This is a genomic window from Streptomyces sp. NPDC000151 (assembly GCF_040301705.1).
Classification (GTDB): domain Bacteria; phylum Actinomycetota; class Actinomycetes; order Streptomycetales; family Streptomycetaceae; genus Streptomyces.
In genome coordinates this window covers 1-14770 of sequence record NZ_JBEPFC010000175.1, presented here as the reverse complement: position 1 = coordinate 14770, position 14770 = coordinate 1, and the positions used below count along the sequence as shown (strand labels likewise).

13 protein-coding genes and 1 pseudogene are annotated in these 14770 nt (G+C 74.3%); 9 read left to right on the top strand and 5 right to left on the bottom strand.

Features of this window, described 5'->3' with window-relative positions; genetic code table 11:
• Nucleotides 1–276 precede the first annotated feature (276 nt).
• The gene (locus tag ABT381_RS31570; RefSeq protein ID WP_351600246.1) at nucleotides 277–1056 is read left to right on the top strand and encodes an HAD-IIA family hydrolase; all 780 of its coding nucleotides are present in this window, start codon (nucleotides 277–279) and stop codon (nucleotides 1054–1056) included.
• A 49-nt stretch (nucleotides 1057–1105) separates the two neighbouring features.
• Here ABT381_RS31570 and ABT381_RS31565 read toward each other — a convergent pair whose 3' ends face one another.
• Nucleotides 1106–2200, bottom strand: a complete 1095-nt coding sequence (locus tag ABT381_RS31565) for an ROK family transcriptional regulator (RefSeq protein ID WP_351600248.1) — start codon at nucleotides 2198–2200, stop codon at nucleotides 1106–1108.
• A 176-nt stretch (nucleotides 2201–2376) separates the two neighbouring features.
• Here ABT381_RS31565 and ABT381_RS31560 point away from each other — a divergent pair, with 176 nt between their 5' ends.
• From ABT381_RS31560 to ABT381_RS31550, 3 genes are all read left to right on the top strand, one after another.
• A complete protein-coding gene (locus tag ABT381_RS31560; protein ID WP_351600244.1) occupies nucleotides 2377–3501 on the top strand; it encodes a Gfo/Idh/MocA family oxidoreductase in 1125 nt (374 codons plus the stop codon).
• Entirely contained in the window at nucleotides 3498–3968 is a 471-nt protein-coding gene (locus tag ABT381_RS31555) for a heme-degrading domain-containing protein (protein ID WP_351600242.1), read from the top strand. The genes ABT381_RS31560 and ABT381_RS31555 overlap by 4 nt, the downstream gene beginning before the upstream one ends.
• A 70-nt stretch (nucleotides 3969–4038) precedes the next feature.
• A complete protein-coding gene (locus tag ABT381_RS31550; protein WP_351600240.1) occupies nucleotides 4039–5016 on the top strand; it encodes a DUF3048 domain-containing protein in 978 nt (325 codons plus the stop codon).
• Between the two features lie 15 nt (nucleotides 5017–5031).
• Here ABT381_RS31550 and ABT381_RS31545 read toward each other — a convergent pair whose 3' ends face one another.
• The 3 genes from ABT381_RS31545 to ABT381_RS31535 form a co-directional block, all read right to left on the bottom strand.
• Entirely contained in the window at nucleotides 5032–5889 is an 858-nt protein-coding gene (locus ABT381_RS31545) for a fumarylacetoacetate hydrolase family protein (RefSeq protein WP_351600238.1), read from the bottom strand.
• A 142-nt stretch (nucleotides 5890–6031) separates the two neighbouring features.
• Complete coding sequence (locus ABT381_RS31540; RefSeq protein ID WP_351600236.1) at nucleotides 6032–6850, bottom strand: YidC/Oxa1 family membrane protein insertase; 819 nt, start codon at nucleotides 6848–6850, stop codon at nucleotides 6032–6034.
• Between the two features lie 164 nt (nucleotides 6851–7014).
• Complete coding sequence (locus ABT381_RS31535; protein ID WP_351600234.1) at nucleotides 7015–7320, bottom strand: DUF6412 domain-containing protein; 306 nt, start codon at nucleotides 7318–7320, stop codon at nucleotides 7015–7017.
• 180 nt (nucleotides 7321–7500) lie between these two features.
• On the opposite strand from ABT381_RS31535, the gene ABT381_RS31530 reads away from it, so the two are divergent.
• The 3 genes from ABT381_RS31530 (at nucleotide 7501) to ABT381_RS31520 (ending at nucleotide 11726) form a co-directional block, all read left to right on the top strand.
• Nucleotides 7501–9321: an AMP-dependent synthetase/ligase gene (locus ABT381_RS31530; protein WP_351600232.1), complete on the top strand. Its 1821-nt coding sequence runs from the start codon at nucleotides 7501–7503 to the stop codon at nucleotides 9319–9321.
• Between the two features lie 144 nt (nucleotides 9322–9465).
• Nucleotides 9466–10218, top strand: a complete 753-nt coding sequence (locus tag ABT381_RS31525; RefSeq protein ID WP_351600230.1) for a DUF4142 domain-containing protein — start codon at nucleotides 9466–9468, stop codon at nucleotides 10216–10218.
• A complete protein-coding gene (locus tag ABT381_RS31520) occupies nucleotides 10215–11726 on the top strand; it encodes a DUF1996 domain-containing protein (RefSeq protein ID WP_351600228.1) in 1512 nt (503 codons plus the stop codon). The genes ABT381_RS31525 and ABT381_RS31520 overlap by 4 nt, the downstream gene beginning before the upstream one ends.
• Before the next feature lie 54 nt (nucleotides 11727–11780).
• Here ABT381_RS31520 and ABT381_RS31515 read toward each other — a convergent pair whose 3' ends face one another.
• On the bottom strand, nucleotides 11781–12665 hold the full coding sequence (locus ABT381_RS31515; RefSeq protein WP_351600226.1) for a PucR family transcriptional regulator: 885 nt from the start codon (nucleotides 12663–12665) through the stop codon (nucleotides 11781–11783).
• 428 nt (nucleotides 12666–13093) lie between these two features.
• Between ABT381_RS31515 and ABT381_RS31510 the strand changes: the two genes are divergently transcribed.
• Together ABT381_RS31510 and ABT381_RS31505 are read left to right on the top strand one after the other, a co-directional pair.
• A complete protein-coding gene (locus ABT381_RS31510) occupies nucleotides 13094–13735 on the top strand; it encodes a hypothetical protein (protein ID WP_351600224.1) in 642 nt (213 codons plus the stop codon).
• An 8-nt stretch (nucleotides 13736–13743) separates the two neighbouring features.
• Nucleotides 13744–14770, top strand: a pseudogene (locus ABT381_RS31505) (oxidoreductase); the annotation flags it as partial.

Genomic DNA, 14770 nt, shown 5'->3' with positions numbered 1-14770 from the left:
GCCGTCACCCCCGCGGTGGCGGCGACCGGCCCGGACTGCCCGTCGAGCCGGCCCGCGGGGTGCGCGGTGCCGGCGAGGACCACGCAGGCGGTGAAGGCCGTGCAGGTACAGGCGGTGAAACGCGGTGGGCGCATGGTGAACCTCCGGATACTTCGAAGGTCCGCCAGGCGGCCGCGGTCCGCATCCCGAGCGGCGCGTCGCTTGCGCCGCCGGGGTGACGGGACGCTCGGCTGTCACCCCTGATGCGCGCGTGCAGGAGTGCATAGCATGGCGCCCATGACAGAGCGCAAGCCGATCGAATCCTGGCTCACCGACATGGATGGCGTGCTGATGCACGAGGGCATCCCCGTCCCCGGAGCCGACGCCTTCATCAAGAAGCTGCGCGACGCCGGTCGCCCCTTCCTGGTGCTCACCAACAATTCGATCTACACGGCCCGGGACCTGCACGTCCGGCTGAGCCGGATCGGGCTGGAGGTGCCGGTGGAGAACATCTGGACCTCGGCGCTCGCCACCGCCAAGTTCCTGGACACCCAGCACCCCGGCGGCACCGCCTATGTGATCGGCGAGGCCGGGCTGACCACCGCTCTGCACGATGCGGGTTACGTCCTGTCCGACCACGACCCGGATTTCGTCATCCTGGGCGAGACGCGTACGTATTCGTTCGAGGCGCTGACCAAGGCGATCCGGCTGATCAACGACGGCGCGCGGTTCATCGCGACCAACCCCGACAACACCGGGCCCTCCCCCGAGGGCGCCCTGCCGGCCACCGGTTCGGTCGCCGCGCTGATCACCAAGGCGACCGGCAAGGACCCGTACTTCATCGGCAAGCCGAACCCCTTGATGATGCGTACCGCGCTGAACACCATCGGGGCGCACTCCGAGACCTCCGCCATGATCGGCGACCGGATGGACACCGATGTACTGGCAGGCCTGGAGGCCGGCATGGAGACGTTCCTGGTGCTCACCGGCCTGACGGGCAAGGCCGACCTGGACCGCTACCCGTTCCGGCCGACCAGCGTCGTCGACTCGATCGCGGACCTGGTCGACCGCGTCTGACGGTGCGCCACGCCGGCCGGCGGTGACGCGCATCCCGTCGATCGCCCCCTCAGAGCGCCGCACGCGTCCCCGCGAACGGGCCGCGCGGCGGGGCGAAGAGGGAGGCGAGGACCAGGTGGGCCGCGCCGAGCGCCACCGCGTGCGCGCCGCCGGGTGCGGGCACGACCGGGACCGTACGGGCCACGGCGGCGCCGTGCGCGCGCAGCTGGCCGTCGAGCGAGGCGGCGACCCCCCGTACGTACACCTCGGGGTCGGCCAGTACCGTACGGCCGCCCAGCAGGACCCGGTCGACGTCCAGCAGCTCGACGAGGTTGGCGGCGCCGACGCCGAGCACCCGCGCCGCCTCCGCCGGGTCGCCCGCCGCGACCGCGGCCAGGCACAGCGACTCGATGCAGCCGCGCTTGCCGCAGCCGCACCGCGGCCCGTCCAGCTGTACGACCTGGTGCCCGAACTCCCCCGCGCCGGTGCGCGCTCCCCGGTGCACCGCCCCGCCGAGCACCAGCCCGGCGCCCAGCCCCGTGCCCAGGTGCAGATAGCCGAACGACTCGGCGCCGCCCGCCCGTTGGGCCAGGCCGTGCGCCGCCGCGTTGGTGTCCTTGTCCAGGACCACCGGCAGGCCGAGCCGTTCCGCGAGCGCGGCGCGCAGCGGGTAGCCGTCCCACTGCGGGAGGCCGGTGACCCTGTGCAGTACGCCCGTACGGTGGTCCAGCGGGCCCGGACAGGCCACGCCGGCGCCGATCACCTGCGCCCCGGGGGCCGCGGCGCGCACCTCGGCGACCTGCGCGGCGGCCGCCGCCAGCACCTCGTCCGCGCCCGCGCCCAGGTCCAGGGGCGCGCGGCGGACCGCGACCGGCTCGCCCGCCAGGTCGGCGAGGACTGCGACGCTCTCGTCCCGGTCCAGGTGCAGCCCGATGGCGTACCGGGCGCCGGGGACCAGCCGCAGGACCGTACGGGGCTTGCCGCCCGTCGAGGCGCGCCGCCCGGCTTCCGTGGCGAGCCCCGCCTCGCGCAGCCGTGCCGTGATCTTGCTGACCGCCTGCGGGGTGAGCCCGCTGCCCTCGGCCAGCTCCAGCCGGCTGACGCCGCCCTCCCCCGCCGCGCGCAGCAGCCCGAGCAGCACGGCCGCGTTGTGTCCGCGCAGCAGGGGGAGGTTGGCGCCGCCGAGCGCGCGCTCGGCCGGGTCGGAGTGCCCGGCAGGGTCGGAGCGCTCGGCCGGGTCGGGCCGCTCGCCTGGGTCGGAGGGGGAAGGGTTTTCGCTGGTCACCCCTCCATTGTGCGGACCGCTTGCACTTTGGCAACAGCGTTGCTTAAGTGGGAGTCATGAGCAGCCCGAGCGACTCCCCCGGTACCGCACTCCCCGGCAGCCCCCTGCGCGTCGGCCTCATCGGTTACGGCCTGGCCGGCTCCGTCTTCCACGCCCCGATGATCGCCGCGACCGACGGCCTGGTCCTCGACACGGTCTCCACCTCCAGCCCTGACCGCCAGGCGCAGGCCTGCGCCGAGCACCCCCAGGTGCGCACGGTCGCCACCCCCGACGAGGTGCTGGCCCGCGCGGACGAGCTTGACCTGATCGTGCTCGCCTCGCCGAACAAGACGCACGTACCGCTGGCCACCGCGGCCCTGGAGGCCGGCCTGCCGGTGGTCGTGGACAAGCCGCTGGCCGCGACCGCCGCCGAGGCCGAGCGGCTGGCCGCCCTGGCGAAGGACCGCGGACTGCTCCTCTCCGTCTTCCAGAACCGCCGCTGGGACAACGACTTCCTGACCCTGCGCAAGCTGCTCGACGAGGGCGCGCTCGGCGAGGTGTGGCGGTTCGAGTCGCGGTTCGAGCGGTGGCGGCCCAAGCCCAAGGGCGGCTGGCGCGAGTCCGGCGACCCGGCCGAGATCGGCGGACTGCTGTACGACCTGGGCAGCCACGTCGCCGACCAGGCGCTCACCCTCTTCGGCCCGGCCGTCTCGGTGTACGCGGAGTCCGACGTGCGCCGCCCCGGCGCCGAGGCCGACGACGACACCTTCATCGCGATCACGCACGCGAGCGGCGTCCGCTCCCACCTGTGGGTCAGCGCCACCACCGCCCAGCTCGGCCCGCGCTTCCGGGTGCTCGGCAGCGAGGCCGGTTACGTGAAGTACGGCCTGGACCCGCAGGAGGCGGCGCTGCGCGAGGGCCGTCGGCCCGGCGACGCCGGCGACACCTGGGGCGTGGAGCCGGAATCCGCCTGGGGTCGGCTCGGCGCCGGGGAGTCCCCGCAGACCGGCGGCGGCGAGCCCGTCCCGACCGTGCCCGGTGACTACCCCGCGTACTACGCCGCGGTCGCCGAGGCGCTGCGTACGGGCGGCGAGCCGCCGGTCACCGCCCTGCAGGCGGCCGCCGCGCTGCGCGTCCTGGAGGCCGCCAAGCGCTCGGCCGCCGAGGGCCGCTCGGTACAGATCGAGGAGCCCACCCGATGACCGCGGCCGACGACATCGCCACCCTCGAAGAGCACGAACGCCGCCTGGTCCTCGACCGCTTCGGCAACGAGGACGCCTGGGAGCTGGGCACCCTCCTCGTCGAGCTGGCCCGCGAGCGGAACGCCGCGGTGACGATCAGCATCCGCCGCGGCGCCCAGCGCCTCTTCCATTGCGCGCTGCCCGGCACCAGCGCCGACAACGACGCCTGGCTGGACCGCAAGTGCCGGGTCGTGCAGCGGTACGGCGAGGCGTCCTTCCTGGTCGGCGCCCGCTTCCGGGCCAAGGGCCGGACGTTCGAGGAGTCTTCCCGCCTCGACTCCGACCGGTATGCCGCACACGGCGGCGCCTTCCCGATCCGCCTGCGCGGCACGGGGGTCGTCGGCGCGGTGGCCGTCTCCGGCCTCGCGCAGGCCGACGACCACGCGCTCGTCGTCGAGGCGTTGGAACGGTTTCTGCGCCTCGCCTGACGGAATCCGTGCGCCCGCCCGGTCCATTGGGAAAGCTGTGGGGTGACCGGCGAGAGAGAGGCGGTACCCCATGGCGTGGACGGGCGCACGGGCAGGCGGCACGGGCTGGACCGGATCGCGGCGGACCGTGCTGGCGGCGGGGCTGGCCGCGGGCCTGTCGCCACTGGTGGCGGGCTGCCAGTCGGGCGACGGCGACGGGAAGTCGCCGTTCACCGGGAAGGACGGCGCGGGCGACAAGGTACTGGCCGTCAAGATCGACAACATCGCCGCGGCCCGTCCGCAGACCGGCCTGGAGGACGCCGACATCCTCTACACCGAGGAGGTGGAGGCCGGTCTCAGCCGGATACTGGCCGTCTTCGCCGCCCACCTGCCCGACCGCGTCGGCCCGGTCCGCAGCGCCCGCGAGTCCGACCTCGAACTGCTCCGCCAGTTCGGCCACCCGGCGCTGGCCTACTCCGGCGCCCAGGCCAAGCTCCGCCCCATGCTGGAATCGGCCCCGATCGCCGCCCTGCCGCCGCGCGAGGCACCCGACGCGTACGTCCGCAGCACGGACCGCGCCGCCCCGCACAACCTGTACCTGCTGCCCGCCCGCGCCCTGAAAGCGGCCTCCGACGCCTCGGCCCCCGCCGACATCGGCTTCCGCTTCGGCGCGGCCCCCCGCGGCGGCACGGCAACGGACCGCCAGGAGGTCCGCTACTCCGCGGCCCGCTTCGCCTTCACCTGGTCCGCCGACCGGCACCGCTGGCTGGTCTCCATGGACGGCACGCCCTTCCGCACCACCGGCGCCGGCCAACTGGGCGTCGCCACGGTGGTGATCCAGTACGTGACCGTCCGCTCCTCCCGCCTCCACGACAAGTGGGGCAGCGTCACCCCGTACACCCAGACCGTCGGCTCGGGCGACGCCCTGGTCCTCCGCGACGGCAAGAAATACCAGGCCGAGTGGTCCCGCCCCGCAGCCGACAACGGCACCACCTTCACCACCCCCGAAGGCCACTCCCTCCCCTTCGCAGAGGGCCCAATCTGGGTAGCCCTCACCCCAAAGAGCTGAGGGCCACCCGTACCGTCACGCGTCCTTCAGCTCCTGGCGTTGGCGGCCCAGGCCGTCGATCTCCAGCTCGACCACGTCGCCGGCGCGGAGGTACGGCTTGGGGTCGGGGTGGCCCATGGCTACGCCGGCCGGGGTGCCGGTGTTGATGATGTCGCCCGGGTAGAGGGTCATGAACCGGCTGAGGTAGCGGACGACTTCGGCGACCGGGAAGATCTGCTCGGCGGTGGTGCCGTTCTGCTTCGGCTCGCCGTTCACCCACAGGCGCAGGCCGAGCGCCTGCGGGTCGGGGACCTCGTCGGCGGTGACCAGCCAGGGGCCCAGCGGGTTGAACGTCTCGCAGTTCTTGCCCTTGTCCCACTGGCCGCCGCGCTCGATCTGGAACTCCCGCTCGGAGACGTCGTGCGCGATGGTGTACCCGGCGACGGCGGCGAGCGCCTGCTCGTCGGTCTCCAGGTAGCGGGCCGTGCGGCCGATGACGACGGCCAGCTCGACCTCCCAGTCGGTCTTCACGCTGCCGCGCGGGACGAGCACGGTGTCGTCCGGGCCGACCACGGTGTCCGCGGCCTTCATGAAGACGATCGGCTCGGCCGGTATCGCCGCGCCGGTCTCCCGGGCGTGGTCGTGGTAGTTCAGCCCGATGCACACGACCTTGCCGATGCGGGCGAGCGGCGCGCCCGTGCGCAGGCCGGCGGCGTCCAGTGCCGGCAGGTCGCCGGCCGCGGCGGCCGTACGGACGCGGTCCAGCGCCGTCTCGTCCGCGAGCAGTTCTCCGTCGATGTCCGGCACGATGCCCGACAGGTCACGCAGGGTTCCCGACTCGTCCAGCAGCGCCGGGCGTTCCGCCCCCACCGGTCCGACACGCAGCAGCTTCATCAGTACAACTCCCGTGGTCGTGTGCGAAGGGTCGGTCCGGAAGGGCCTTCCGGACCGGCCGATGGGTGCGGCCATCGAGCGATTTGGCTGATCCTCCAAGAACGGGGTCCCGCCCGCAAGACCCCGTTCACGTACTGGACCTTTACTCGGCGGTAGCGGTACGGGACTTGGCGGCCGCCGCCGCGGGAGCCACGGCCGGCTTCGCCTCGTCGGCCGCCCGCCCCAGGGCGCGGTCGCGGTCGCGCAGCAGCAGCGTCCGCTCGCACGCCGTCCAGGTCGTACTCGTCACCACGTACAGGCTCGCGGCCAGCGGCACGACGGCCACGGTGAGCAGAGTGGCGAAGGACAGCAGCGGCGCCAGCTTGGTCACGGCGCCCATGCCCGGAATTTCGGCGCCGGCGCCCGCGGTCCCCGCCGCCGCGGCCTTCGCCGTGGCCTGCGCAGTGGCCTTGCGCGCGCGTCGGTAGTTCCACGTCGCGACTGCCGCGACCAGTACGAAAAGCGCGCAGTAGACCATGCCGTGCGGGCCGAAGGGGCCGCCGTCGGCGAGCGCGTCCGCCCAGCGGCCGCCGAGCGGCGCGTCCAGCAGCCGCTCGCCCAGCAGCCCGGAGCTGCTGGAGGTGAAGAGGTGGTACATCAGGAAGAAGACCGGCAGCTGCAGCAGCATCGGCAGGCAGCCGGCCAGCGGCGAGGCGCCCGCCTTCCGGTAGAGGTCGGTCACCTCGCGCTGCATGCGCTCGGGGTCCTTCGCGTACTTCCGGCGTATCTCGGCCATCTGCGGGGCGAGCGCGGTACGGGACTTCTCGCCGCGGACGGCGGCCCGCGCGAGCGGGTGCAGCGCGGCGCGTACGGCCAGGGTGCAGACGACGATGGCGGCGGCGGTCGCCGAGGCGCCGAATACCGGGGAGAGGACGTCGGCGAGGTGGCCGAGCGCGGCGCCGAGTGTGGCGAAGACGGACATGGATGAGCCCTCCGGGAGTCTCGTCAGTACCGGGAAGAGAAACGAACTCGGATCTCGAATTTCGGAGTTCGGAGTTCGGAATTCGGTGTGACGAGCCGCGTGGGGATGTCCGTACGTGCGCAGGAGCGCGTACGGATTCCGTGCGGGCGAAGGTAGTGCAGCGCCTACGCGGCCGTCGGCAGGCGGCGGCCGGGTGCCCTGGGCCGCGGGCGGCCCGCGGCGTCGGGATCGCGCTGGGGCAGGAAGGCCGTACGGCGTTCCCGGTCCCGGATGGCGGTGCGGACCCGGCCCGGCGGGGCGGGTCCGGCCAGCGTGGCGACGAGCACCGCGCGGCTGAGGAGGAGGACGGCCGCGGTGGTCGCGGCGGCGGTCAGGGCCGAGGTCAGGCCGCTCTGCGTGAGCAGCACGCCGGCCAGCAGGAACAAGAGCGCGCCGACGTACAGCCGCCAGGCATGGGCGATGCGCTGCATGCGTGCTCTCCTCTCCTCGCTCGGATCCGGCCTCGCTCGGTTTTGTCCTGGCTCGGTTTTGGCCGCGCTCGGTTTTGTCCTCTTCCGCTCAAGACTAACCAGAGATCTGTGCAGTATGGCCACCAGCGGGTAACTTGCGTCCACTCAGGCCGCACGGCCGGGGCGAACGAGGGAGGTGTGGTGCGCGAACTCAGCACGCCCGCCCTGGTGACCGCGGCCCGTACCGGCGGCCTCGCCGACTCCGTCCACGACCTGGCCGACCGGGTGCCGGCGCTCGCCCAGCTCGCCCGCCGGGACCCCGCGGACCCCGGCCGCTGGCACCACGTGTCCGCCGCCGCCTTCCGCGCCGAGGTGCTCGCGCTGGCCAAGGGGCTGCTCGCGGACGGCCTGCGGCCCGGCGACCGGGTCGCGGTGATGTCCAGGACCCGGTACGAATGGACGCTCTTCAGCTACGCGGTCTGGTCCCTCGGCGCGCACCTCGTCCCCGTCTACCCCACCGCCTCCACCGAGCAGCTGCGCGCGCTGCTGGCCGCCACCGGGGCCGACACCTTCGTCATCGAGCACGAGCAGCACGCCATGACCGTGGCGGCGGCCTGCGACGCCGACCGCCGGCTGCGCCGCGTCTGGCAGCTGGACCAGGACTGCGTCGGCCTGCTCAGCGGGCTCGGCGGGCACCTGCCCGACGCCGAGGTGCACCGGCTGCGCCGGGCCGTCACGCCGCGGGACACCGCCGCCATCATCCAGACCTCCGGCACCACCGGACGGCCACGCGGCTGCGTGATCACCCACGGGAACCTCGCCGCCGAGTGCGACACGCTGCTGGCGGGCTGGGGCCGGCTCACCGGGCCGCCCGGCACGCAGCCGTCGGTCCTGGCGTTCCTGCCGCTCGCGCACAGTTACGGGCTGATGGTGCAGGTCGCCTGCCTGCGCGGCGGCATCCTGCTCGGCCACGAGCCGGAGCTCACCCCGCAGGCGCTGCTGCCCGCGCTCGCGTCCTTCCGGCCCACCTTCCTCTTCGGCGTCCCGTACGTCTTCGAGAAGATCTACGACTCCGCGCGCCGGGCCGCCGAAGAGGCCGGCCGGCTGCGGATCTTCGATGTCGCGACGGCCACCGCGCTGCGTTACGCACGCGCCGTCGAGCGCCGCGAGCAGGGCCGCGGCCACGGCCCGGGACCGGCCCTGCGCGCCCGGCACGCGCTGTACGAACGGCTGGTGTACGGACACATCCGCGGGGTGCTGGGCGGGCGGGTGCGCACCGCCGTCTCGGGCGGCTCGCCGCTCCGCGCCGACCTCGGGCGGATCTTCGCCGGGGCCGGGCTGACCGTCTACGACGGGTACGGGCTCAGCGAGACGAGCGGAGCGGTGACGACGCAGCCGCCGGGGCGGGTGCGGTTCGGCACGGTCGGGCGGCCGCTGCCCGGCTGTGCGGTACGGATCGCCCGGGACGGCGAGGTGTGGGTGCGCGGCGACGTGGTCTTCGCCGGGTACGTCGACGAGCAGGGGGTCGCGCCGCACGACGGCTGGCTGGCCACCGGCGACCTGGGGCACCTGGACGACGACGGTTACCTCGTGATCACCGGCCGCAAGAAGGACATCATCATCACCAGCGGCGGCAAGAGCGTCGCCCCGCTGGGCCTGGAGGAGCGGGTACGCGCGCACCCGCTGGTCTCGCAGTGCCTGGTCGTCGGCGACAACCGGCCCTACGTCGCGGCGCTGATCACCCTGGACCCCGAGGCGCTGGCGCACTGGCGGCGCTACCGCGGCGGGCTGCAGGACGCCCGGCCCGGCGACCCGCCGGAGGAAGGCGTACGGGCGGCGGTGCAGCGGGCGGTCGCGGTCGCCAACGCCTCGGTCTCGCGCGCCGAGTCCATCCGCGCCTTCCGCATCCTGCCCGGCGAGTTCAGCATCGCCGACGGCCTGGTGACGCCCTCGCTGAAGCTGCGCCGGGCGGCGATCGAGCGGGCGTACGCGACGGAGATCGACGCGCTGTACGCGGGCTGAGCGGCGCGGCCCGCCCCGCCGCACCGTAGCAGCGCACGCGCCGCCCCGGCGTTTTCTTGTCCGGGCGCGCGAACCCCGCGTTCCGCCGCCCCGCACCGGCCTAGCGTCCGAGTCGTCCCCACCGGACCGACCGGGAGGTTTCGTGTGCGCTCCATCGCCGGCCAGCCGTCCGCCGTCCCCGCGCGGGCGCTCGCCACCGGGCTGATCGTCGCCGCCCTCGCGGCCACGCTCGTCGCGCTGCTGCTGCCCGTCCAGCTCTTCGGCCAGAACACCTCGACGGCCGCCGCGGCCGCCGGCTGGGAGGACGACGGCGGCGGCACCGTCCGCACCCCGTACGGCCTGCTCACGCCCCTGGACCGGGACTTCGTACGCAAGGTACGGCTCGCCGGGCTGTGGGAGCTGCCCGCGGGGCGTCAGGCGCGGGAACGCGGCACGCGGAAGGCCGTGCGGACCGCGGGGGACCACCTCGTGGCAGGCCACACCGAGCTGGACCGGCTGTCCGTACAGACGGCCCGTGACCTGGGCGTATCGCTGCCGGACCGGCCCACCCCGCAGCAGCAGGGCTGGCTCGGGCAGCTGGACGCCGCCCGCGGCCAGGACTTCGACCGGCTCTTCGCGCAGCTGCTGCGCCGCGCGCACGGCAAGGTCTTCGGCCTCGTCGCGCTCGTCCGGGCGCAGAGCCGCAACGCGATGGTCCGCCGGCTGGCCACTCGTACGAATGCGGTCGTCCTGGACCACATCACGGTCCTGGAAAGTACCGGTCTGGTCGACTTCGGCAACCTGGCGGCGGCCCGGCCCCGGCAGCCGTACGTTTCCCCGAACACGCGGCCGCACCCACGCCCCCACTCTCCCCACCACTTCCCGTACCACTCCCCACGAATCGAAGTGATCGCATGACTCCACAGGCCCACAAACGCTCGCGCCTGACCATCCGGCTGGTGGCCGCGGCCGCCGCGCTGCTGCTGGGCGGCGGCGGTACCGCGCTGATCGCCGCCGGCGCCTCGGCCGACGGCGCGGGCGAGGACGGCCCGGCGCAGCGCGGCGGCCCGGCGGCCATGGCCTCGACCGTGTCCTGCCCGGACGTCGGCGACCGGCTGCGACAGGTGCCGCGCGGCGCGCAACTCCCGGTCTCCCGCGGGCTCGCCGCGCTGGACCGCCAGGTGGCGACGGCGTACGAGAAGATGATGGCGGGCGGGCGCGGCGGCGGTACGGACGCGGTGCTCCCGCAGTTGCGGCAGCAGCGCGAGAAGACGATCGGGGCGATGGCCGACGCCATCGGCCGGTCGGCACCCCGCCCCGACGCCCTGCTGAACATGAGCGCCTGCAAGACGAAGCCGACGGGTCAGCCCATATCGGTCGGCGAGCAGCAGGGTGGAGGAGACGCCCAGCAGCAAGGCCAGGGAGACGCACAGCAGGGCCAGGACGGCGGTCGGCAAGGGCAAGAGGGCGGTCAGCAAGGCCAGGACGACGCGCAGCAAGGGCAGGGAGACGCAGCCCAGCAAGGGCAGGACGGCGGTGCGCAGCAGCCGCCCGGCGGGCCCTCCCCCGACGACTTCGCCGACATCCGGTCCGTCCAGCCCAACGCCCAGCAGCCGCCGCAGGGCGACGGCGCCTCGACCGGCACGTTCGTCTCCCAGTGCGGCCGCAACAAAGAGGGCCACTTCAACTCCGACAACGTCATCGTGACGCCGGGTGTCAGCAACGGCGCGCACCACACCCACGACTACGTCGGCAACGAGTCCACCGACGCCTTCTCCACCGACCAGAGCCTGGCCGCTTCCGGCACCACCTGCGGCAACGGCGACCTGTCCACGTACTACTGGCCCGTGCTGCGCACCCTGGACGGCACCTCGGAGCACAAGCCGGGCGCGGGCCACGACGGCAACGTGGGCTCGGTCCTCACCCCGTCCGCCGTCAAGCTCACCTTCAGCGGCAGCCAGGCCGGTGACGTGACCGCGATGCCCCGCTTCCTGCGCATCATCACCGGGGACGCCAAGGCGTTCACCAACGGCCCCGCCAACGCCAACGCCTCCTGGAGCTGTGTCGGCTTCGAGGACCGGCAGCTGAAGGACAAGTACCCGATCTGCCCGAACGGCGCCGACGTGGTGCGCACCTTCAACTTCCAGAGCTGCTGGGACGGGCAGAACACGGACAGCGCCAACCACCGTACGCACGTGGCGTTCGCACAGCAGGACGGCTCCTGCCCGGCCGGCTTCCGCGCCATCCCGCAGCTCCAGGAGAAGATCACTTACGACGTGCCCAAGGGCGGGCAGTTCGCGGTGGACAGCTTCCCCGAGCAGCTGCACAAGCCGGTCACCGACCACGGCGACTTCATCAACGTCATGCCGGAGCGGCTGATGGACAAGGCGGTCCGGTGCATCAACAGCGGCCGCGACTGCCGCTGAGCCGACGCGGCGGCCCCGGACCTGGCCGGTCCGGGGCCGCCTCCGCTTCCGCGCTCAGAGGCCGTTCACCCGCGCCTCCCTGGCGACGCCCAGCGGGCGGATGCCGGAGGTCACCGGCCGGGCCCGGCGCCCGGGCCGTGCGCGGTAGCGCCGTACGTGGGCCAGCAGCCGCCGGCTGCGCAGCGCCATCTCCAGCTCGAAGCGGGTGCGCGGGTCCCGCAGCGCGGAGCCGAAGAGCTTCTCGATCTGCCGCAGCCGGTACCGCACGGTCTGCGGGTGCACATGGAGCACCTTCGCCGCCTCCGGCGCGCCGCCGCCCTCCAGCCAGGCCAGCAGGGTGACCTCGAGGCGCTCGCTCTGCCGGGGCGTCAGCTCCTCCAGTGGACCGAGCCAGCGCGTGGCCAGCGCCCTGGCCAGCGACTCGTCCTGGAGGAGCAGCAGCGCGGAGAGGTGGTCGTCGACGAACGCGGGGCGCACGTCGGGCCCGCCGCGCGCGGGCCCGAAGGCGAGCAGCGCGCGGGCCCAGCGCAGCGAGGACGCCGCGTCGCCCGTCGGCACGGTGTGGCCGACCGCCGCCGGGCGGCCCTTGAGCGCGGCCTCCAGCCGGGGCCGGGTCTGCGTTCCCGGGTCGGGCACGAAGAGGCAGGTGTCGCCGTCGACGGTGCCGAGCAGCGCGTCGCCCAGCGCCGCGGCCAGTTGTGGCGCCTCGACGGCGGAGCCGAGGACGACGGCCTGGAGCCGGTCCGGTACGGGCCAGCCGGCGCACCGGGCGGGCTCGGCGAGCGCGGCGGGCGACAGCGGGCGCTGCCCGGCGAGCGCGGTGAAGAGGACCTGCCGGGCGCGGGACACCGGCATCGGCGTGACGACCAGTCCGGCGGGGCGGCGTTCGCACTCCGTCCGCTCCTGGTAACCGAGCGACGTCAACAGGGCCTGTTCCACGGCCCATTGTGCGGCCTCTTCTTTGGCTGATTCCGCGAGAAGGGCCGAAAAGGCGGGAAAAGCGATGCGCAGCTCTTCCACCATCTTTTCGGCGAGCGACGGGAGTTCCTTTCGCAGAACCCGGGTCCACTCACCTCGGGGGCGTGACCAGATGCGGTTCAGGAGATCACACATCGCTACCTCGTTCCTGCCGTCGGGGAGCGGCTGGGATACGGCCGTTGTGCCTGAGTCGGCATCATCCGCACCGGGCACGGCGGCGGCGATGCCCGGTGCAGGAATTTGTCACAGCGCGATAAAGGTCCGGAAGGCCCCGGACGCGTCGGCGATGCTGCCGCACACATCGCCGATGGAACGTACCGAACGTACGGCAATTCCCCGCCCTTTCCGGGGCGTTGTGCATCCTTCCGCTCGATTTCCGTGGAGGACCGATGTCCGCGCCGTCTTCGCGCGCCCGCAACCGCCCGCATTTCCCGCTGCGTCCCGCGCTGCCCGCCGCGCTGCTGCTCTTCCTCGCCGTCCTCGCGCGGTCCGGCGCGGCGGCCCGGACCGCCGACTTCCTGGACTTCGGGGCCGGCGTCCTCGCGCTGGTCGCGCTGACCGGCACCGTGCTCTGGGGCCTGGCCGCCACCGACCGCCGGGTGCTGCGCTCCGGGCACCGGCTGCTGGCGCAGGCCGTGCACCGCGGCACGGGCGTCGCCGGGCTCGGCTTCCTCGCGCTGCACGTCGGGGTGAAGGTGGCCCGCGGTCAGACCACCGGCCGGGGCGCGGCGCTGCCGTTCGCCGACGGCGCCCGCCCGCTGCTGATCGGCCTGGGCACGCTGGCCGGATACGCGTTCCTCGCGGTCGCGGTGACGGGTGCTGCGCGCACGGCATTCACCGGCGGATCCGCTGCCCGCTGGTGGCGCGCCCTGCACATGGCCGCGTACCTGGCCTGGGGCGCGGCCCTGGTCCACGGCCTGCGCGCGGGCCGCCCGGCGGATGGCTGGGTCACCGCCGGATACGCCGCGTGCGTGGCGGCCACGGCCGCGACGCTGGCGTACCGGCTGTACACCCCTGAGCGGCGCCCGTGAGGGCGCCCATGAGGGGCGCGGGGAACTGCGCGCCCGGCCACGACGGTGGCGCACCCGGCATCGGCGTCACGACCCCACCCCCGTGGCCGCCCCGGCTGCTGGCAGGCGTAGCCGCACCGCACGGCGGCGCCACCCGACTGGACCGCGTGGCACACCTGACCACACACGGCACCGCGCCCGTACTCTCCGCCGCCGAACTCGTCGCGCTCGCCGACAACGTCGGCCTCCGCGGCCGCGGCGGCGCCGGCTTCCCCTTCGCGCGGAAGCTGACAGCCGTACGGGAGGCGCTGCACCGGTCCGACGGCCGTGCCGCGGTCGTCGTCAACGGCACGGAGGGCGAGCCGAGCTGCCTCAAGGACACCGCACTGCTGCTGTACGCCCCGCACCTCGTGCTGGACGGCGCGCTGCTGGCCGCGCGGGCGCTCGGCGCGCAGGAGGTCGCCGTCGGGGTGGCCCGGCCCGACGTGGCGGACTCGGTGCGCCGCGCGGTCGCCGAACTCGGGCCGCTGTCCGTGGCGTTACGGGTGACGCGGCTGCCGGAGCGGTTCGTCGGCGGCGAGGGCTCGGCCCTCGTCTCCGGCCTCGACGGCGGCCCCGGCCTGCCCTCGGGCCGCCGGGTCCGCACCAGCGAGCGCGGCCTCGGCGGCCTGCCCACCCTGCTGTCCAACACCGAGACGTACGCCCAGCTCGCCGTCGCCGCCCGGCTGGGCGCGCTCGGGTACCGCGCGGCCGGCGTGCCCGACGAGCCGGGCACCCTCCTGCTGACCGTCGCCGGCACCCGCGTCCTGGAGGTCCCCACCGGCGTGCCGCTCGCCCGCGTACTGGAGCACTGCGGCACCGGCCCGGGCCAGGGCGTCCTGATCGGCGGCTACCACGGCACGTTCATCTCCCCGGCCGCCGCCCGTACCGTCACGCTCGACCGCGCCGCGCTCGCCGCGCACGGCGCGGTGCTGGGCGCGGGCGCCGTGCTCCCGCTGCCCGAGGGCACCTGTCCTGCCGGGGAGGCCGCCGCGGTGGCGCGCTGGCTGGCCGGGG